Source organism: Pasteurella canis (assembly GCF_020810675.1).
GTDB classification, from domain to species: domain Bacteria; phylum Pseudomonadota; class Gammaproteobacteria; order Enterobacterales; family Pasteurellaceae; genus Pasteurella; species Pasteurella canis.
The window spans coordinates 189,907-211,355 of the sequence record NZ_CP085871.1 but is presented as its reverse complement, the minus strand read 5'-3'; the positions used below and the strand labels follow the sequence as shown (position 1 = coordinate 211,355).

The window sequence follows — 21,449 nt, the reverse complement described above, 5'->3', positions numbered from 1 at the left end:
TGATTTAAGCGAGGTGAATAATACGAATTTTGTTGTTCTAAGTCAAGCAATTAAATTAAGATTTTTATTCAATTGTTCTATTTTAGAACAACTCACAGATTCTACTTTACTATCCTCACTAAATCTACAAAACACTCACTAAGCTTTACTTTCAGCCCTAGTTGGTTCAGCATACACATGACTAATTGCACTATGATGTCCTGCTGTACCTTTACCATGGAAGTAATAGCGTGATTCACTCCATACTTCAATTTCTGACATAGCCACAATGTCATTCATTGCTTTAGCTAATGTCATCTCAGCTTTAGTATGCTCAACAGCTGAGACTGTACCTAAGCGTCCAGTAAAGATAAAAGTTCGTTCATTATCTGGCATAATGTTGATTCCAGTCTCTGATACTAACGATTGTTCACGTTTCTCTGTAATATCTAACTGCTCAGTTTGTTCTATATGAAGATCCACATGCTCAACTGTTGGCTCAACAACAGCATACTCAATTTTCTGGGTATCCATTTCGCTATTTGCTAGATTTATTTCAACTAAAGATTGCTCCGCCTCTAAACGCTGTAAAGATTCTTGCACTTTTTTCTCTACAGACTCATTAGCAGGCTGAGTCATAAATGCATTAAATGGCTTTGATGATTTTTCACTATTCTCAACAAGTCCCATTGCTGGAATTGTTGCAACGATATCATTTTTTGATTGATTTTGTTGTTCTAAGAGCTCATCTACTGATAAAAACTGATTATCTTTAGCCACAGAAATAGAGTTATGATCTATCCATACTTTACCGCTTGCTAACTCTGGTGAGGCAACCGCAGCAAATAATGGCATAGGCGACTTAGTCTCTTGGTTATTGCGACGGCGACGTTGATTATTTGCTCGTAAGTGACGCGATAAACGGCGACGGTTATCACGACGTTTTTCACTGTCAACCTCTTCTAATACTAGAACTTCAACTGATTCAATTTCAGTTGGTGTTTGTTCCTGAGATTCCATCTCCAAATTCACAACTTCAGATGGAATTTGTTCTGAAGATTCTGTAGAAATAGTCTCAGTTGAGACTTCATCCGTAATACGAACTTTCTTACGCAGATCACGGCGTGGACGACGTTGAGTAGGTTGCTCCACTTTCTCCACATCTGAATTATCTATTATAGATTCTACAGCTGGCTCATTTACAACCGTACTTTCTACAACACTCGCTTTACGTTGACGTTTATTACTACGCTCAGAACGAGGGCGAATAACTTCTTCAACAATCTCATCATTACGTTTTACGTTATTTTCACGCTCTGTATTTTCTGAACGAGAGCGACGATTATTACGACGTTCTTGATTGCGGCGATTACGATTGTTTCTATTGCGATTGTTTTTGGATTTTTCTTCTTCCACAGGCTTATCTGCGAAAAGTGCTTTGATTTTACCAATAATACGTGCTAATAAAGAAGGCTTATCATCTACTTTCTTTTCAGGGACAGGAGCTGGGGCAGGAATTGCCATTGAAACAGCTGCACTTTCTAGCATATTCTCACTTGTAACAGCGGCTACTTCGATATTACGTGAAACTAGAGAATCTTCAGGGATAAACTGATCATCTTGCTCTTGATGTAGCTTAACTAAGTTATAACTCAGCTCATTTACTTCCTCACCGTCACGAACACGGAAAACACTGAAGTGTGGTGTTTCCATTGCTTCATTAGGAACAACAATCACATCCACTTCATGACGCTTTTCAATGCTATAAATTGCCTTACGTTTTTCATTCAGCAAGTAAGAGGCAATCTCAACAGGCACAATAGTATGAACTTGTTTCGTATTCTCTTTTAGTGCTTCTTCTTCGATAAGACGTAAAATTGACAAAGAAAGCGATTCATTATCCCGAATTTTTCCTGTGCCTTGACAACGTGGGCACACATGATGTGAAGACTCACCTAACGATGGACTTAAACGTTGACGTGACATCTCAAGCAATCCAAAACGGGAAATACGGCTAATCTGAATACGAGCACGATCTTGACGAACCGCATCACGAATTCTATTTTCAACTTCACGCTGATGACGCACAGGTGTCATATCAATAAAATCGATTACAATTAAGCCACCTAAGTCGCGTAATCTCAATTGACGTGCAATTTCATCTGCTGCCTCAAGGTTAGTATTTAATGCGGTTTCTTCGATATCCCCCCCACGAGTTGAACGAGAAGAGTTGATATCAATTGCAGTTAATGCTTCCGTTACATCTATAACAATTGAACCACCAGAAGGCAAACGTACTTCACGTTGGAAAGCAGATTCAATTTGTGACTCAATTTGATAATGGCTAAATAACGGCACTTCTCCTTGATATAGTTTAACTCGATGAATAAAATCTGGGCGTACTAACTTAATATGTGCCTTAGCTTTCTCATATACTTTAGGACTATCAATTAGGATTTCCCCAATATCACGACGTAAATAATCACGAATTGCACGTACAATAACATCGCTTTCTTGGTGAATCAAAAAAGGGGCTGGACGGCTTTCTGATGCCTGCTTAATCGCTTCCCAATGGTGCAATAAAACCTTTAAATCCCATTGTAATTCTTCCGGAGACTTACCCACACCCGCAGTACGTACAATTAATCCCACACCATCTGGCACATCCAATGAGCTTAATGCTTCTTTTAACTCTAAACGCTCATCTCCTTCAATACGACGTGAAATACCGCCTGCTCTTGGATTATTTGGCATAATCACTAAATAACTGCCAGCTAAAGAGACAAAAGTCGTTAATGCAGCCCCTTTATTACCACGTTCCTCTTTATTAACTTGAACGATAACTTCTTGTCCTTCGCTCAAAATATCTCGAATATTTGGACGTCCTTGATAAACATAATCCTCAGGAAAATATTCACGTGCAATTTCCTTTAATGGTAAAAAGCCATGGCGCTCAGCACCATAATCCACAAATGCGGCCTCTAAACTTGGCTCTACACGTGTGATCCGACCTTTGTAAATGTTTGCTTTCTTTTGTTCATGTCCTGGGCTTTCAATATCCAAGTCAAATAAACGTTGCCCATCCACTAATGCAACGCGCAACTCCTCTTTTTGAGTTGCATTAATTAACATTCTTTTCATTCTTTGTTCTCTTAATTTTATTCTGTTGCTTAATTAAAAATAAACGTACTTTTCTTCGTAATCGACCTCGTGTCTGTCGCCAGATGTCAGTCTCTCGACTGTCAACGGCTGGGCGCATTGATTACGTTAATCAAATGAAGTAAAAGAACACATTTTTCGTAAAACGGAATAGACTATAAAAATACTTCCGCAAGTACTCGTACTATTTTTAACATTTAAAATCACTAAGTTACCAATGTCTTATGCCATATGCTGCATTATATTAACTTAACAATAACACTCCATTTTCAAGTCACACCAATGACGTAAAAATACGCACTATTATGTACTTATCACTCTTATTTATCAAGGTAATTTTAATCATTTAAAGGATAGGAAAATGTGATATGATCCACCCAATTTTCATCAAAAAGATTTCTTAAATGCATCAAAATAAAAGCTCAAAAACTATCAGTCAAAATGTAAAACTGCTTACTATTAGTGAAGATGAAGCAGGACAGCGTATCGATAATTATTTATTAACTAAATTGAAGGGTGTACCAAAAAGTTTAATCTATCGCATTTTACGTAAAGGTGAAGTACGAGTGAACAAAAGCCGTATAAAGCCCGAGTATAAATTACAAATAGATGATATTGTACGTATCCCTCCTGTCCGTCTATCAGAAAAAGAGAAAGCGCCAGTTTCTAATAAATTAAATAAAGTTAATCAATTAGAAAAACATATTATTTTTGAAGATGATACTTTATTAATTCTCAACAAACCGTCTGGTATGGCTGTACATGGAGGAAGTGGGTTAAACTTTGGTGTTATTGAGGCACTACGCGCACTACGCCCTGATGCTCGCTTTCTTGAGCTTGTACATCGTTTAGACAGAGATACTTCGGGTATTTTATTGGTAGCCAAAAAACGCTCCGCATTACGTCATTTGCATGAGCAATTACGTGAAAAAACTGTACAAAAAGATTATTTAGCATTAGTTCGTGGACAATGGCAATCTCATTGTAAAATAGTCATTGCCCCTTTATTGAAAAATGAATTATCAAGTGGCGAGCGAATTGTTAAAGTCAATGCTCAAGGTAAACCTTCTGAAACACGCTTTTCGATCGAAGAACGCTATACTCAAGCCACATTAATAAAAGCTTCACCAATAACGGGACGAACTCATCAAATCCGAGTACATACTCAATATACAGGCCATCCTATCGCATTCGATGAGAAGTATGGTGATAAAGCTTTTGATGAAGAAATGAGCAAATTAGGATTAAAACGCTTATTCCTACATGCATTTTCAATTCGTTTTGAACATCCCAAAACAGGGGAGATCTTGCGTATCAATGCACCACTTGATGAAGACATGAAGATAATTTTAAAATTACTACGTAGCCAAAATACATGAACAAATACAAAGAAAATAGCATTTCAATACTATGATGTGCTATTAATTGAAATTATTTATAAAAGAGAAACAATCTTGTCCAAATCTCCTAAAATTGTTGTATTAACAGGCGCTGGGATTTCAGCTGAGTCAGGTATCCGTACTTTTCGTGCTTCAGACGGTCTATGGGAAGAGCATCGTATTGAAGATATTGCAACACCAGAAGGATTTATAAAAAATCCACAACTGGTCCAACACTTCTATAATACTCGTCGTAAACAGCTATTAGATACTAATTTGAAACCTAATGCAGCACATTTTGCTCTTGCTAAGCTAGAACAAAAAATAGGTCAAAACCTATTAGTTATAACGCAAAATGTGGATAACTTACACGAACGTGCTGGCTCAAAAAACATCATTCACATGCATGGTGAATTATTAAAAGTTCGCTGTACCAAATCGGGAAAAATTTATACTTGGCAAAAAGATATTACTCAGCAAGATAAATGCACATGTTGCACAATACCACAAACATTACGCCCTCATATTGTTTGGTTTGGAGAATATCCTTTAGAGATGGAGCGTATTTATAGGGCACTTTGTGAATGTGATTATTTTATTGCAATCGGCACCTCTGGTCATGTCTACCCTGCTGCTGGCTTCGTTAATGAAGCAAGACATCATGGCGCACATACTGTCGAACTCAACTTAGAACCTAGTAAAGTGCGGTCAAGTTTCGACGAATTTCACTATGGTAAAGCAAGCCAAATTGTCCCACATTATGTGAATCAATTCTTATAATTCAAATATAAAAAAATCCCAAGCACTATACTTGGGATTTATCTTTAATTCATTTACGTTAGATATTTTGATTAATAAAATTCGCTAACTGATTTTTCGGTAATGCGCCAACTTGTGTTGCAACTGCTTTACCGTCTTTAAATAACACTAATGTCGGGATACTACGTACACCTAATTGTGCAGGTGTTTCTTGGTTTTCATCAATATTAATTTTTACTACTTTTACTTTCCCCGAAAAATCCGCAGCAATTTCATCTAAAATAGGTGAAATCATACGACAAGGACCACACCAAGGCGCCCAAAAATCTAATAATACAGGTACATCTGAATTAACTACATCAGCTACAAATGTTGCATCAGTTGAGTGTAATACTTCCATTATTTTTTCCTTTTTTGTTAATAATGCTTTCTATAATAAGAACGCTTTTCATAATTTCAAGTGCATTGATAATATCACAAGCATGATGCAAATCAATCCGTTTACGATGAAAACTCAGCTTAATTGTGCAAAGGCCTGCTGTAAATCAGCTTTAAGATCTTCAATATTTTCTAAACCCACTGAAAAACGTAATAGACGATTACAAATACCTCTTGCAATGCGTTCGTGCTCAGGAATGTCCATATGTGTTTGAGTTGCGGGATAAGTAATAAAACTTTCCGTTCCCCCCAGACTTTCAGCAAAAGTAATCAATTTAATAGCTTTTAAAAATGGATTAACCCAATTTTCATCCTGTAAACGAAAAGATAGCATACCTCCTTTATTAGGATACAACACATCTGCGACTTGTGGCTGCTTTTTTAGAAATGTTGCTAAAGCTTTGGCATTACTTTGATGTCGCTCAATTCGTAATGCTAAAGTTTTTATTCCTCGAATCGTTAGCCAAGAATCAAATGGCGATAGCACAGCTCCCGCTCCATTTTGAATATAAAATAAACGCTCACAGAGATCTAAGTCTTTTGCAACAATAAGCCCAGCTAAAGTATCATTATGACCAGCAAGATACTTAGTTGCACTATGGATCACAATATCTGCACCATGTTCGATCGGTCTAAACAAAACTGGTGTCAAAAATGTATTATCAACAATTAACAACAAATTATATTTTTTAGCAATTTTTGCAATTTCAGCCACATCACATTCTTCCATCAATGGATTGGAGAGTGTTTCTATAAAAATCGCCTTAGTTTTTTCTGTAATCGCTACTTCAATTGCAGCGATATCCGCAGTATCAACATACACAGGTTTCACACCATGCGTTTTTTTATAAGCAAAGTCCAATAGGCGATAAGTCCCACCATAAACATCGTTTGAAACAATCCATTCATCAGGTGACGAGAACAGAGACATAACGAGTTGAATTGCAGCCATACCAGAAGCGCATGCAAATCCTCTTATCCCTCCCTCAAGCTGAGCAATCGTTTCTTCCAGTACAGTACGTGTTGGATTTTTAGTTCTCGTATAATCATACCCAGTACTTTCACCAATCCCATGATGTCCATAAGCTGTAGACAAAAAGATAGGTGTAGATACTGCCCCCGTCCGTTCATCAGTTCTGTTACCCGCTTGCGCAAGTAATGTTTCAATAAAATATTGTTGTGTCATAAACGCTCTACATTCTGTATTAATAAAAAACAATCCACCAATTTAGCCATCCAGATGGCTTAAATTGCATTATGGCATAAAGATAAAAAACAAAAAAGGAAATTCTGTAATCTACAAAATGCATAAAATCTATTTAAAAACAAACAAAAAACTACTCATTTTTGAACAGAAACAAACAATCTGCATTTTTTTTCAGCAGTTAATCAACTTTTTTAAAAACAATCGTTGACAGATTTTTAGAAATCAGTAGAATGCACCGCACTAACAGCGAATGCGGGAATAGCTCAGTTGGTAGAGCACAACCTTGCCAAGGTTGGGGTCGCGAGTTCGAGCCTCGTTTCCCGCTCCAAACTAACGGCGTGTTAGCAAAGCGGTTATGCACTGGATTGCAAATCCATGTAGCTCGGTTCGACTCCGGGACACGCCTCCATAACCTTAAACGCAGTTAGTTGTCGCAGCATATTTAAATTATGTGCCCGAGTGGTGAAATCGGTAGACACAAGGGATTTAAAATCCCTCGCTTTTCGAAGCGTGCCAGTTCAAGTCTGGCCTCGGGCACCATATAAAATCTCAATAAATACAATAAGATAGTCTCCAAATCAGCTTTTTTTTATTTTTCCTAAAAATTTACTTTTCTTATTATTCAAGCTGTACTTAAGCAGTACTAAATTACAATATAATGCCACTCTTGCAGTATTGTATTAATTTGCTTAATTTTTTAATGAGCTATTTCAGCATAGTATATGCATAACTAACACTTAAATATAGCAAAGATGAAAATTCCCCCCCCCAAATTGCTGCCCCATTGTTTTTAACTAAGTTAGTTAATTTTCTTAGTTAAAAGAGGTAAAAATGCTAAGCATCATCTATTTTATCTTTTTTCAATAAATCATTATTTTCTACTCAAATAAAGTATAACCAACTGAAATCTAATCACTTTATTTTATTTTGAGCATTTTCTATTTTCATCATAAGATCTCTAAGTAAAGATTAACTAAACATATACCTTTACAAAATAGGGAGGCAGATTCATACATATTATCTTAGATGTAAAACTTGCAGAAAAATCTGCCTCTGGCTACATTTTGACTTCCTATACAAAAGTCATATCAATAAGTTAACAAAAAAATTTCATCTTAAACACTCAAACAATACACAAAAATAAATTTAAGGACAGTAATTAATCTAATATTAATAGCTATTTGCTCTCATACGAATTGTTTCTAAATCATCATCAATTAGTAACTGCCCATTCAAAAATACTGTACGTAATTGATTTTCTTGTTCACCTAATACCTGCTTAGATATTGTTTGCCACTGGTTTTGTTGTTTGACTAATGCAAGCAGACCTTTTTTTGAACGCTTTGCTCGACTAGTTATTGGATCTTTATAAACATCTTGCCATTCACCTGCAATATTGACCGCACTCGCCTTCATCGCCCAACTCATCGTATCTCGATTGACTTGTTGTAATAAGCCGCCTCCCATTCCAAAACTCACATTATCAATACTAAATCCATGAGCCATGATTGAGGCTAAAATGGACACAATTGAATGGCAGTTTATCCCATCGCCTTGAATAAGACGTATATAGCTAGGTAATACTTTATAGCCTTTATTATTTACTACTGAGCCAAATTTGTTTTCTAGAATTGTTAATGTACGACATATGACTTCAGCTGGATCGCCACTATCTGGACGTATAACTAAAGTCCCACCTAATACTTGTACTTTGTTTTTCAGTTGCTCTCCCCAAATATTTTCTAGGGCATTCCACAGATCATAGCTATCTGATACAACCGCATACATCTTATCTTTACCTGCAAATTGCTTTAGCATATTTTCATAAGCAGCACTTTCTCTTTCTTTTCCCCATGATGTTATCGTACTATGTTCAGCTGCTGGAATAGAGAAAGCGGGCATTTGTGTTGCATTATACCAACGTCGAGCTGCAAGTAATGCCGAAACGCTATCTGTTCCCATAAAATTAACTAAATGTGCTAAACCGCCTAAAGCCACAGTTTCCAAACTAGAAGCTCCTCTTGCGCCAAAATCATGCAGCTTAAATAATAATCCATCTAAATTATCCGCAGATTGTTCAAGTGCATGTTTAATTTTCTGCTTACAAAAATAAGAAATACTGGCAACTGTAGAAGGGTACCAAATTGCACGTAATAATGCCGTTTCTAGATAGCCTGCAAGCCAAAAAAATTCAGGATCGGTGTTAACAATCTGACAAACTACATTACTTACTGGTAATACAGTACCTTCTGGAATAGCTTCTATTTTTAATGGTAAGAATCCCTGATACTTCTCGATTAAACGTTGCCAACCATTACGATTAAATGGTAAACCATGCGTATTCAAAACAATTTCTGCTTCATCAATATCCTGTTGGCTAATTGGTGTTAATAAATATTCTTTTATAAAGGCTTGTAAACCAAAAAACACAACATCAAAATTCCCGTTACGTGCCTCAACATAATAAGACACATATTTTGTATCAGGTGGGTACTGTAGCCAATGAGATGCCTTATAGCTGTCAACATTTAAGATAAGATTTAAAAAATTCGATGTATACATTCCATTTAACTCATTTAATTAAAAAAAAATACACTTTTGATATATATAAATTACCAAAATTTATTTTAAATGACACTAAATAAGTGCAAATAATATATAAAAAGTAAAAGATCTGTGTAATTTTATTAAATTGGAACAGCACTATTCACAATGATATGCCTAGAATTAAGTGAATGTTATTGAGCCACTTTTAAAGAAGGTAGTTTTTAGTTAACAACAAAAAGAAAAAGCTACTCAAGTAATCCACCCTGAGCAGCTTTTAGCAATAAGTATGAGTAAAAAATTAAGCGTGGTAACGTCCTACGCCCAGCTCATCTTCTTTACGAGTACGATTAATCACTGTTTGTGGTGATTGCACAACACGTAATCCCATTTGTTCTTCCGTACGTACTACATCACCACGTAAGGAATTAGTGAACACATCTGTAATTTTAATATCAACAAACTTGCCAATCATATCTGGCGTACCCACAAAATTAACAATACGGTTTGTTTCTGTTCTTCCTGTGAGTTCCATGATATCTTTTTTCGATGGCCCCTCAACTAATACACGCTGTTCTGTACCCAACATTGCACGGCTAAATTGTGCTGCTTGATTGTTGATACGTTGCTGTAATAAATATAAACGTTGTTTTTTCTCTTCTTCACTGACATCATCTGGCATGTCTGCAGCTGGTGTGCCTGGACGAGCAGAATAAATAAAGCTAAAGCTCATATCAAAATTGACTTGCGCAATTAAATTCATCGTTTGCTCAAAATCCTCAGTTGTTTCACCAGGGAACCCAACAATAAAATCTGAACTAATTTGAATGTCAGGTCGAACCGCTCTTAATTTACGAATAATAGATTTATACTCAAGTGCAGTATGATTTCGTTTCATCATAGAAAGAACTCGATCTGAGCCACTCTGGACAGGCAAATGTAAGAAACTGACTAGTTCGGGCGTATCACGGTAAACATCAATAATATCATCCGTAAATTCAATTGGATGACTTGTAGTAAAACGTAGACGATCAATACCATCAATTGCAGCAACTAATCGTAATAACTCGGCAAAAGTACAAATACCATCATCATGTGTTGCGCCACGATAGGCATTTACATTTTGCCCTAATAAATTAACTTCGCGTACACCTTGCTCTGCTAATTGAGCAATTTCAAATAACACATCATCAACAGGACGACTGACTTCCTCACCTCGCGTATAAGGCACCACACAAAATGAGCAATATTTATTACAGCCTTCCATAATAGAAACAAAGGCGGTTGGCCCTTCCGCACGGGGTTCTGGCAAACGGTCAAACTTCTCAATTTCTGGAAAGCTCACATCAACAACTGAACTTTTTCCCCCTCGAATTTGATTAATCATTTCAGGTAGGCGATGCAAAGTTTGTGGTCCAAAAATAATATCAACATAAGGGGCTCGAGTACGAATATGTTCTCCCTCTTGTGAGGCAACACAACCACCCACACCAATGACTAATGCGGGATTTTGTTTTTTTAATTCTTTCCAACGACCTAATTGATGAAAGACCTTTTCTTGTGCTTTTTCTCGGATCGAGCAGGTATTTAATAATAATACATCTGCCTCTTCTGGAATTTCAGTTAATTCTAAACCATGGGTACTATTTAAAAGATCTGCCATTTTTGATGAATCATATTCATTCATCTGACAGCCCCAGGTTTTAATATGTAATTTTTGCGTCATATTGTTTTTAAAAATTCAGTTAACCTATAAAAAATTTGACTGGCTATTTTACAGACTTGTCAGTATGCTGGCTAGTTAAAAAAGAGATTTCTTTTGAATTTCCCTCATTGGCGGTAAAATAGTTTTCAAAAACTAAAAGGAAAAAAGCAATGGCAGTCATACAAAAAGACATTATTGTAGTAGGTGGTGGGATGGTTGGTGCGGCCTGTGCGTTAGGATTAGGGCAGCAAGGGCACAATATCCAACTCATCGAACAACAAGCCCTACCTCATTTTGATCCTCATTCCCCCTATGATCTACGTATTTCTGCAATTAGTGTCGCTTCCGTCAATTTATTAAAACAGCTAACTGCGTGGCAACATATTGAAAAAATGAGAATTTGTCCTTATCGCGCTTTAGAGACGTGGGAAATTGAGGGCTTTTCAACTCATTTTCATAGTGACGAGTTAAAACTGCCTGAATTAGGCTTTATGGTCGAAAACAATCTCATCCAATTAGGATTATGGCAGACAATTCAATCTGTCGAAACAATACAAACAACTCTCGGATCACCAATAAAAAAAATAACAAAGTACAACCAATATTGGCAAATTTTACTTGAGAATGGTGAAACTTATTCTGCACCCTGTATTGTTGCGGCTGATGGTGCAAACTCACAACTCCGTCAAATTGCTGGAATAGGTTTAACTGGTTGGCAATACCGTCAAAGTTGTCTGTTAATGATTGTCGATACAGTGTTAGAACAACAAGATATCACTTGGCAACAATTTTATCCTTCGGGGCCAAGAGCTTTTTTACCCTTGCTTGGTCAACAGGCCTGTTTAGTATGGTACGACAAACCTGAACGTATTCGAGCCTTAAAACAACTTCCTTTAGAAAAACTTACAGTGGAAGTTAGCCAAGCCTTTCCTGCTCGCTTAGGGAAAATAAAAGTAAAATGTGCAAATAGCTTCGAATTAACTCGTCGTCATGCACAGGAATATTTCAAGCAAGGGATCGTATTAGTTGGAGATGCGGCTCATACAATCAACCCATTAGCAGGACAAGGCGTGAATCTAGGCTTTAAAGATGTCAAAGCACTCTTAGAGGTCTTCAATCAAGCAATACAAAAAGGAGACGACTTAGCAAGTAATGAAGTATTGATGCGTTATCAACGTCAACGCCAATGGGATAATTTGCTGATGCAATCAGGTATGGATCTCTTTTATAAGGCTTTTAAAGAGGATATTTTACCCCTTAAAATTGCCCGCAATCTCGCGTTATTTACGACAAACAAAGTAACGCCCTTAAAAAAACAAGCCTTAAAATATGCATTAGGCTTATAAGATTAAATAAAAGAGCGGTCAAAAAATTGAAAAATTTACCGCTCTTTTATGTTTAATAACCTTCCTCATGCATGTTCGGAAAAAATTGTACCTTCTGAATCCGCTTTACTCTTGTTTCAATTCGCCCATCAGGATGTAATTCCACTTCTCTCCACCCAGGCTGCACGCAATCTAAAGTAAAAGTATGATGATCTGGTTTAAATTGAATGCAAGTAGAAGGGGTTGCCATGACTTTATACCCTTTCCATTCCCCTTCCATTTCTTGATGGATATGACCATATAAAATACCTTTTACATGGCTAAAAGGAGCCAATACATCCGCTAGATCATGAGCATTGCGTAAGTTATGTTGATCAAGCCAAGCTGAATTTGTTGGTAAAATATGATGATGTAAGACAATTAACGAATAGCGATCAGGATGATCTTTTAGCTTAGCTAATAGCCAGTCAATCTGATATTGACTTAACTCACCATGTGGTACACCAAACACTTGGCTATCCAGCATTAAAATTTGCCAATGTTTCCCTAGTAAAATATGTTTTTTTGCATTCAAATTGTCTTGATGTTGATTCAGTATTTCAAACATCTTCGGTTGAAAATCATGATTACCAGGGATCCAAAATACCGTTTTTTCAAGTTTTTTTACCTGCTCGCAAAAATGTACATAACCTTCGTTACTACTATCTTGTACAAGATCACCTGTAGCGAGAACAAAATCATAGTGAAAACCACTCTCTTTGATTTCTTCTAATACTTGATTAAAACTTTGAAAGGTATTGACTCCTAATAACTCACTCTTTTCATCCTTAAACAAATGTGGGTCAGTAATTTGAACAAATTTGAATACTTCCGCCGATGTCTCATATGTATAAGTACTGAACAAAGCGAACTCCTACTGCTAAAATATAAAACTCTTTATAAATTACCGACTTATCAAGTAAATTGCACGTACCAAAATAAAAAAATGTTAGCTATGTCATATTTCTTTATGAAATTTTTTTTCAAAATTAAATCTAAGTCACATTTTTATTTGTAAATTAACATTTTATTTACACCATTGATGTTGTAATCTTTGATAATTGAGTTGTAACCACTGAAGTCCTAATACGGCAATGCCATTATCAATCTTACCCTCATTAACCCATTGATATGCTTTTTCTCGACTGACAACATGTACACGAATATCTTCGTTTTCCTCTGCTAATCCATGAATTCCCCTTGCTTGGCTACTATCTACTTCCCCAACAAATAAGTGAATTCGCTCAACCACACCACCAGGACTATCCCATACACTTAAACAATGTTGTAAATTGCTGATCTCTACTCCTGCTTCTTCTTTACTTTCTCGTAATGCAACTTCTTCTGGTTGTTCCCCTTTTTCAACCATACCTGCTATTAGTTCTAATAACCAAGGAGATTGACTTGAATTAGGTTGATAAGCACCTATACGAACTTGTTCTACTAAAATCACACTATCTTGTTGAGGATCATAAGCAATCACCGCAGATGCAGCACCTTTAACCAATAACTCACGTGTTACAACTCCACTGTCACCGCCTGCAAATAATTTATGTTGAAACTGAACTCGTTTTAGCTCGAAAAAACCTTTATACAAAGTTTCTTCTTTTAAGATTTCAATATCTTGTTGTGTAAATTGTTGAATGTCCATTTTATGAATATCCCCTTAACTTTTTCTTAAACGTTCTGAACTGACTAAAAAAAGTGCAAGCACCATGAGTAAAATAGAGCCAGAAAAGAGTAGCGTATTTATAGCACTTGAGTGATCGACAATAATTAACCTGACCATCGCGGTTATCCCTATATATAGAAAATAACGCAAAGGAAAATGATAATTTGTCTTAAAATATTTCACAATTAAAGCTAAAAACTCAAAGTAGAGAAAATAAACAACAATTTTTTCAATTAGCAAATAAGACGCTTTATTTGTTTCAATTAATAAGACAAGAGCTAAACTATAAGTTTCTTGAGCTAGGAAAATGACCAAAATCATCGCTAAAATCACTAATGAAATGTTTAATACCCACTGCAATAGACTGGAAATAATTTTACTAAAATGGCTATGGTTTTGTTCTGAAGTGCGTTTTTCCATACTATTCTCATAAAAAGGAAAAGATTAAATCAAAAATCGTTGAAAAATATCATCTAGATGTTGTTGAAGAGCTACTTTTCCCGCAATCTCTTCATCTTGCCATGATTGTAATAACAATTCTGGTGAAAATTGTTGCATTGCGTATTGTGCAATAGGTAAATAGCTGATATGCCAAGGCTCATGGCCGATTTGTTTGTCAGTTAATAAATTTGTGAAAGGTAAAGCAAAATCAAACTGCGCTATGTTCAGTTGTAGCCATTCGCTCAATTCAAAAAAATACCCACCTTGTGCATATTCCCATGGTTCAAGTTGCAACTGATGATTTGTAGGTAATAAATTAGGATCAAAAACATCTACTTCGCTTCCCCAATGATGGCGACTCGCACCAGGTAACGCTGACCAACGCAAAATAGCTTGTGCTTTTTGCCAATCCGATAACCTACTTAAATCCAATGGATTTCCATGATCATCATGCACTTTACGCTGCCCACGAAACTTACTATTCCAAATTAATTGTTGACGTTGAAAATCACGAAAACTACTGGCAGGTTGCAAATTAAATCCCTGCTTCAAAGCACATTGTTGTAGCCCTTGAAATGCCTTAACACTATCCTTGTGTAAAAAATGTTGAGTAGAAATAGGGCAAGGAAGAGGCACTAAATGACTACGTGATTTACCAGTTAACTCTACAGCACTAAATTTAATATTCATTTTCAATCCAAAATATTGTGTAAAATTTGTTGATATATTTGACCACATTGTACTAAGTCATTTACATCAACACATTCATTCACTTTATGAATACTTTTATTTAATGGACCAAATTCGACAACTTCTGCTCCCATTAACGCAATAAAGCGTGCATCAGAAGTACCACCACCAGTATCTAGCTGTGGTGTATTTTGAGTCACTTTTTTTACTGCATCCACTGCTGCATCCACAAGTTTACCTGTTGTGGTTAAAAATGGCTTACCTGATAAATGCCATTCAATATGATAATTCAACTGGTGCTTATCCAACATTTCAGCGACTTTTGACTTGATCAGTTCATCCGTCATTTCCGTACAATAACGTAAATTAAATTGCACATATAGCTCACCAGGAATGACATTATTACTGCCAGTACCTGCTTGAATATTGGCAATTTGTAGCGAAGTGGGAGGAAAAAAGGTATTGCCTTGATCCCATTGATAGGTAGTTAATTCTGTCAAAAATGCTAATGATTTATGCACTGGATTTTTAGCTAAGTGAGGATAGGCTACATGCCCTTGAATACCTTGAATATACAAATTAGCGGTAATTGAGCCACGACGACCGTTTTTAATGATATCGCCCAATTTCTGACTACTAGAAGGCTCACCAACAATACAATAATCAATTAACTCATTACGAGCCATCAAAGTGTCCACTACACGCACAGTTCCATCTTTAGCAGCAGCTTCCTCATCGGAAGTAATCAATAAGGCAATCGTACCTTGATGGTTTGGATTCGCTTCGATAAATTTCTCTGCTGCAACGACCATTGCAGCAAGAGAGCCTTTCATATCAGCAGCTCCACGACCGTATAATATATCATCTACAATCTGAGCTGAAAAAGCTGGATATTGCCATTGTTTTTCATCCCCTATAGGTACAACATCAGTGTGTCCCGCAAAAGCAATCACAGGCGATCCAGAACCGTGCTTTGCCCATAAATTCAATGTGTCATTAAAAGGCATCCATTCAATTTGAAATCCTAGTTTTGCTAAACGTTCAGCAATAATTTGCTGACAACCTTGATCATTAGGACTAATAGAAGGTCGACGAATTAATTCTCTTGCGAGAGAAATTATATTGTGTTTCATTTCAAACCACACTTTTTATATAACAAAGGATAAATATGACGAGCTACCCTCACTGCCACCTATTTAAAACAAGCTTCATACTCTTTTACATCAAAACCGATTAATGCTTTATTTTGCAGCAAAATAATCGGACGTTTTATCAACGTTGGCTGAGCCAAAAGCACATCAAGTGCGGTCTGTTTTGATAAAGTTTCTTTGATGTCAGCATCAAGATTGCGCCACGTTGTACTGCGTTTATTGACCAAATTCTCCCAACCAAATTGTTGTTCTGCTTGGATTAACCAATCTCGACTTAGACCATCTCTACGATAATCATGTAATTGGTGAGAAATATTATTATCAGTAAGCCATTTCAAGGCTTTTTTCACAGTATCACAATTTTTAATACCATAAACGGTTATCATCATTTGTCCTTTTATATTGGGCTAATAAACAAAAAATCCTCGATTTTTTACCGAGGATTTAGTGTATCACTTTTTTAGCTTAGTGGTTTGTCAATTTTCCAAGCAATGCATTCATACGCTTAATAAACGCAACAGGGTTTTCTAAAGAACCGCGCTCAGCTAACATCGCCTGCTCTAATAATAACTCAACCCACTCTGCAAATTGTTGCTCATCTGCAATGTCTGCCACTTTTTGCACTAAACTATGTTCAGGGTTCAATTCAAAAGTATATTTTACCTCTGGCATCGCCTGACCAGCAGCAGCAAATAATTTAGCCATTTGAGTGCTCATTTGATCATTACCTGTTGACACTACTGCTGGCGTATCAGTTAAACGGTGTGTTAAACGCACTTCTTTCACACGCTCACCGAGCAAGTTTTTCACACGTTCAACAAATGAAGCAAATTGTTCATCTTGCTGCTTTTGCTCTTCTTTTTCTTCGTCCGCTAAATCACCAAGATCTAAATCTGCTTTGCTGATCGTGTGTAATGGTTTGCCGTCAAATTCAGTTAAATAACTCAACATCCACTCATCAATACGATCAGAAAGTAACAATACTTCAATACCTTTTTTGTTAAAGAGTTCTAAATGCGGGCTATTTTTAGCTGCAACATAAGTATCTGCCGTAATGTAGTAAATAGCCTTTTGCCCTTCTTTCATGCGTGCTACATAATCTTCTAATGATACTGTTTGTTCACTACTGTCATTTTGTGTTGAAGCAAAACGCAATAACTTCGCAATAGTGTCTTTATTTGCAAAATCTTCTGCAGGACCTTCTTTTAATACCAAACCAAATTCCTGCCAGAATGATTGATATTTCTGCACATCATCTTTTGCTAATTTTTCTAACATCTGTAATGCACGCTTAGTCAAAGCTTTACGTAAAGCAGCCGTGACTTTATTATCTTGCAAAATTTCACGCGATACATTCAATGGCAAATCATTACTATCAATTAAGCCACGCATAAAACGTAAATAATTTGGCATAAATTGCTCAGCATCATCCATAATAAAGACACGCTGAACATAAAGTTTCAACCCATGTTTATGATCACGGTTAAACAAATCCCAAGGGGCTTTAGCTGGAATATAGAGTAAGCTAGTATATTCTTGATTACCCTCTACTTTATTATGCGCCCATAACAGAGGGTCAGCAAAATCATGGCTCACATGCTTATAAAACTCTTTATATTCGTCTTCTGAAATTTCATTTTTTGAGCGAGTCCATAATGCTTGAGCTTTATTAATTTTTTCCCATTTAATGCCCGTTTCTTTCCCTTCATCATCATATTCTTTCGCGAGAATTTCTACAGGTAAGCCAATATGATCAGAATATTTACTGATGATTTCACGTAAACGCCATTCATTTAAAAATTCTTTTTCATCAGCACGTAAATGTAAAGTAATTTCAGTACCACGTGTTTTTTTCTCAATATCAGCTACTGAATATTCTCCTTCTCCTGCTGACTCCCAAAGTACAGCTTTATCTGCACTTTCACCTGCCGCGCGGCTTTTTACTGTTACTTTATCTGCGACAATAAAAGCAGAATAAAAACCTACGCCGAACTGACCAATTAATTGGCTATCTTTTGCTTGATCACTGCCTAATGAACTTAAAAACTCTTTTGTACCTGATTTTGCAATGGTACCCAAGTGATCAATCACTTGCTCACGAGTCATACCAATACCATTATCACTGATCGTTAATGTGCCTTTGTTTTCATCAAAACTGATACGTACTTTTAAATCACCGTCTCCTTCATAAAGTTCTGGTGCAGACAGTGCTTTAAAACGTAATTTATCAGCAGCATCCGAAGCATTAGATATCAACTCACGCAAGAAAATTTCTTTATTAGAATAGAGAGAATGAATCATAAGTTGCAAAAGCTGCTTAACTTCAGATTGAAAACCACGTGTTTCTTGATTATTCGACATAATATTTTCCTTTTCTGATGAATCATATATAAGTGCAGTCTGATATAAGTGCAGAAAAGGGAATTTCAAGAGTTTAGGAGAAAATTTATTACTACAAGGAAAAGCAAAGTGCGGTCAATATTTTTGATTTTTTGACCGCACTTTAAAAGATAATCAGAGAATACTGTTTAGAAGTCGTAACGTAAGCCGACTTTAGCACCATACTGCTTAACTTTAGCACCATCAATATTCCCTAAACGGTTATATTCAATGCCTGCGTTTAAAGAAAGTGCTTTAGCTAATGGATAATGGGCACCAGCTAAAAGTCCATAGCCAAATTTATTAGCTGTTGTACTACGATACTCTGAATAGCCTGGGGCAGAGAAATCTAAAGTTGATTTAAAGTGATTTTGAGAAAGTCTCACACCAACATAAGGTTTAAAAGGTGAAAGAAAATTAAAATCATATAAAGCAGACAAGCCGATTGATTGTACTTTTAATGAGTATTTCTCTGGTCCTGAAACGACATTAGGTTGCTGAGGGGTTTGACTAGGTAAAGTGACTTGCTCTATATCTGTGCGACTCATTTTTCCATAATGGGTATAATCTAATGCTAAACGAAAATCATTAAACTTATAACCTACCGCAAAACTTGGAGAAAACTTACTTTTACTGACATCTTCAGACTTAAGTTTTGAATACCCCAAATCACCTTGTACATAAAAATTAGCGCTTGCAGTTGCCGTAAATAACGCACCAAAGGCTAATACAAATAATGATTTTTTCATTCTAGTTTCCTCTTTCTAGTGTTAAGTGAAATAATAATTCACAAGTATTATATCACTTCATTTGATTAAATCTTCTCCATTAACTTAGATTTACAATCTTTACACAGATAAACAGTCTTTTTGTTTTGTATATTATAGTGTCTTCGCATGGTAAGTTGGTGTTCTCGACATGCACAATAGTAGGTAATTGTTTTCCCCTTCACCCGTGTGATATCAAATTGATGATAGACTTTAGGTGCTAAACTAAATACAGTCATCATGACCTCTCGCCATTCCTTACCGTGCGGTTGCACTCGTCCAAAAACTTGATACACAATTAAATGGGCTAATTCGTGTGGTACTACTTGGCTAATAAACTCTTCACGATTTTCTAATAATAAAACAGGATTTAATCTGATTTCGTTACTCTGTAGATAAGCAACCCCTGCTTTTAAACCACGTACTTGATAAGTCACAAGAGGAAGAGGGAAGGTACGTTTGAAATGTTTTTCAGCAAGTTGTAAACAATGAATTAATTTACGTTGCACTTGCATTTTTAGCTCACGAAATCCTGTGTCTTGCTGCATATAAAAAAGAAGGCGAACTCTGTCGCCTTTATGTTATGACTATAAAATTATTTTAAACCTGCTGCGGTGCGTAATTCTTCAGCACGATCAATTTTTTCCCAAGGGAATTGTTCACGTCCAAAATGCCCATAAGCGGCAGTTTCACGGTAAATAGGCTGAATTAAATCCAGCATTTTAATTAAACCATATGGGCGTAAATCGAAAAATTCACGGACTAATTTCACAAGTAATTCATTTGCCACTTTACCTGTTCCAAAAGTTTCTACCATGATAGATGTAGGCTCTGCAACACCGATAGCATAAGAAAGTTGGATTTCACAACGTTCTGCTAAACCTGCTGCAACAATATTTTTTGCCACATAACGAGCTGCATAAGCTGCAGAACGATCCACTTTAGATGGATCTTTACCAGAGAATGCCCCACCACCATGACGAGCAGCCCCACCATAAGTGTCCACAATAATCTTACGTCCTGTTAAACCACAGTCTCCCATTGGTCCACCAATAACAAAACGTCCCGTTGGATTAATAAAATATTGTGTAGCTTTTGATAACCATTCCGTTGGCAGCACAGGTTTGATGATTTCCTCCATCACCGCCTCATGTAGTTCTTTCTGCGAAATACTATCACAATGCTGAGTGGAAAGTACGACTGCATCGACACCAACAATTTTATTATTTTCATATTTTAACGTAACTTGGCTTTTTGCATCTGGACGTAACCAAGGTAATTTACCTGATTTACGTACTTGTGCTTGACGCTCCATTAGACGATGTGCATAAGTAATTGCCGCAGGCATTAATACATCCGTTTCATTTGTCGCATAACCAAACATGATGCCTTGGTCACCAGCACCTTGATCTAGTGGATTTTCGCGGTCAACACCTTGATTAATATCAGAAGATTGTTTGCCAATCGCATTCAACACTGCACATGAATGACCATCAAAGCCCATCTCTGAAGACGTATAACCAATATCACAAATGACTTGACGTGCAAGATTTTCAATATCAACCCAAGCTGATGTTGTGATTTCACCACCAACTAGTGCCATACCTGTTTTGACATAAGTTTCACAAGCTACTCGTGCTTTCGGATCTTGCTTTAAGATCTCATCAAGTACTGCATCAGAAATTTGATCCGCAATTTTATCTGGATGTCCTTCTGATACTGATTCAGAAGTAAATAAATAACTTGACATGAATATTCCTTAACTAATTTTGAAATACTTTAAGAGGCATTTCCATCTAGACGGCTAATCATACG

At 36.4% G+C, this 21,449-nt stretch carries 18 protein-coding genes and 3 tRNA genes; 6 read left to right on the top strand and 15 right to left on the bottom strand.

Going from position 1 to position 21,449, the window contains the following annotated elements:
* Window positions 1-138: 138 nt before the first annotated feature.
* Window positions 139-3,120, bottom strand: coding sequence for a ribonuclease E (gene rne, locus K7G93_RS00955; RefSeq protein WP_226690262.1), 2,982 nt, complete (start codon window positions 3,118-3,120; stop codon window positions 139-141).
* A gap of 422 nt (window positions 3,121-3,542) precedes the next feature.
* Here rne and rluC point away from each other — a divergent pair, with 422 nt between their 5' ends.
* Together rluC and cobB are read left to right on the top strand one after the other, a co-directional pair.
* On the top strand, window positions 3,543-4,517 hold the full coding sequence (rluC, locus tag K7G93_RS00950; protein ID WP_191135021.1) for a 23S rRNA pseudouridine(955/2504/2580) synthase RluC: 975 nt from the start codon (window positions 3,543-3,545) through the stop codon (window positions 4,515-4,517).
* A 75-nt stretch (window positions 4,518-4,592) separates the two neighbouring features.
* Window positions 4,593-5,297 (top strand): Sir2 family NAD+-dependent deacetylase, encoded by a 705-nt coding sequence (cobB, locus tag K7G93_RS00945; RefSeq protein WP_226690261.1) that lies wholly within the window; start codon window positions 4,593-4,595, stop codon window positions 5,295-5,297.
* A 58-nt stretch (window positions 5,298-5,355) separates the two neighbouring features.
* Here the strand turns inward: cobB and trxA are convergent, their stop codons facing one another.
* Entirely contained in the window at window positions 5,356-5,679 is a 324-nt protein-coding gene (gene trxA / locus K7G93_RS00940) for a thioredoxin (RefSeq protein WP_049216427.1), read from the bottom strand.
* Window positions 5,680-5,790: 111 nt separating this feature from the next.
* Window positions 5,791-6,900, bottom strand: a complete 1,110-nt coding sequence (locus K7G93_RS00935; RefSeq protein ID WP_226690260.1) for a methionine biosynthesis PLP-dependent protein — start codon at window positions 6,898-6,900, stop codon at window positions 5,791-5,793.
* A 273-nt stretch (window positions 6,901-7,173) separates the two neighbouring features.
* Here K7G93_RS00935 and K7G93_RS00930 point away from each other — a divergent pair.
* From K7G93_RS00930 to K7G93_RS00920, 3 genes are all read left to right on the top strand, one after another.
* Window positions 7,174-7,249, top strand: a tRNA-Gly gene (locus K7G93_RS00930).
* A gap of 7 nt (window positions 7,250-7,256) precedes the next feature.
* Window positions 7,257-7,330, top strand: a tRNA-Cys gene (locus tag K7G93_RS00925).
* Between the two features lie 44 nt (window positions 7,331-7,374).
* Window positions 7,375-7,461 (top strand) — tRNA-Leu (locus K7G93_RS00920).
* A gap of 630 nt (window positions 7,462-8,091) precedes the next feature.
* Here K7G93_RS00920 and K7G93_RS00915 read toward each other — a convergent pair.
* Window positions 8,092-9,483: a nicotinate phosphoribosyltransferase gene (locus K7G93_RS00915; RefSeq protein ID WP_226690259.1), complete on the bottom strand. Its 1,392-nt coding sequence runs from the start codon at window positions 9,481-9,483 to the stop codon at window positions 8,092-8,094.
* Between the two features lie 283 nt (window positions 9,484-9,766).
* Window positions 9,767-11,191, bottom strand: coding sequence for a tRNA (N6-isopentenyl adenosine(37)-C2)-methylthiotransferase MiaB (gene miaB / locus K7G93_RS00910; protein ID WP_226690258.1), 1,425 nt, complete (start codon window positions 11,189-11,191; stop codon window positions 9,767-9,769).
* A gap of 149 nt (window positions 11,192-11,340) precedes the next feature.
* Here miaB and K7G93_RS00905 point away from each other — a divergent pair, with 149 nt between their 5' ends.
* Window positions 11,341-12,516, top strand: a complete 1,176-nt coding sequence (locus K7G93_RS00905) for an FAD-dependent monooxygenase (RefSeq protein WP_226690257.1) — start codon at window positions 11,341-11,343, stop codon at window positions 12,514-12,516.
* A gap of 52 nt (window positions 12,517-12,568) precedes the next feature.
* Here the strand turns inward: K7G93_RS00905 and cpdA are convergent, their stop codons facing one another.
* The 10 genes from cpdA to metK all read right to left on the bottom strand — a co-directional run bounded on the left by cpdA (window position 12,569) and on the right by metK (window position 21,384).
* Window positions 12,569-13,399, bottom strand: coding sequence for a 3',5'-cyclic-AMP phosphodiesterase (cpdA, locus tag K7G93_RS00900; RefSeq protein ID WP_224046053.1), 831 nt, complete (start codon window positions 13,397-13,399; stop codon window positions 12,569-12,571).
* Window positions 13,400-13,561: 162 nt separating this feature from the next.
* The gene (gene nudF, locus K7G93_RS00895; RefSeq protein ID WP_226690256.1) at window positions 13,562-14,185 is read right to left on the bottom strand and encodes an ADP-ribose diphosphatase; all 624 of its coding nucleotides are present in this window, start codon (window positions 14,183-14,185) and stop codon (window positions 13,562-13,564) included.
* 15 nt (window positions 14,186-14,200) lie between these two features.
* A complete protein-coding gene (psiE, locus tag K7G93_RS00890; protein WP_049216434.1) occupies window positions 14,201-14,626 on the bottom strand; it encodes a phosphate-starvation-inducible protein PsiE in 426 nt (141 codons plus the stop codon).
* 24 nt (window positions 14,627-14,650) lie between these two features.
* Window positions 14,651-15,337 carry a M15 family metallopeptidase gene (locus K7G93_RS00885; protein ID WP_115322386.1) on the bottom strand — a complete coding sequence of 229 codons (687 nt, stop codon included), beginning with the start codon at window positions 15,335-15,337 and terminating at the stop codon, window positions 14,651-14,653.
* Between the two features lie 2 nt (window positions 15,338-15,339).
* Window positions 15,340-16,470 (bottom strand): succinyl-diaminopimelate desuccinylase, encoded by a 1,131-nt coding sequence (dapE, locus tag K7G93_RS00880; protein ID WP_226690255.1) that lies wholly within the window; start codon window positions 16,468-16,470, stop codon window positions 15,340-15,342.
* Window positions 16,471-16,529: 59 nt separating this feature from the next.
* Entirely contained in the window at window positions 16,530-16,874 is a 345-nt protein-coding gene (locus K7G93_RS00875) for an ArsC family reductase (protein ID WP_226690382.1), read from the bottom strand.
* Between the two features lie 79 nt (window positions 16,875-16,953).
* Window positions 16,954-18,849 (bottom strand): molecular chaperone HtpG, encoded by a 1,896-nt coding sequence (htpG, locus tag K7G93_RS00870; protein WP_226690254.1) that lies wholly within the window; start codon window positions 18,847-18,849, stop codon window positions 16,954-16,956.
* A gap of 167 nt (window positions 18,850-19,016) precedes the next feature.
* Entirely contained in the window at window positions 19,017-19,616 is a 600-nt protein-coding gene (locus K7G93_RS00865; protein WP_226690253.1) for an opacity family porin, read from the bottom strand.
* Window positions 19,617-19,681: 65 nt separating this feature from the next.
* Entirely contained in the window at window positions 19,682-20,182 is a 501-nt protein-coding gene (locus K7G93_RS00860) for a SprT family zinc-dependent metalloprotease (protein ID WP_049216440.1), read from the bottom strand.
* A 47-nt stretch (window positions 20,183-20,229) separates the two neighbouring features.
* Window positions 20,230-21,384 carry a methionine adenosyltransferase gene (gene metK, locus K7G93_RS00855; protein ID WP_224046051.1) on the bottom strand — a complete coding sequence of 385 codons (1,155 nt, stop codon included), beginning with the start codon at window positions 21,382-21,384 and terminating at the stop codon, window positions 20,230-20,232.
* Window positions 21,385-21,449 lie beyond the last annotated feature (65 nt).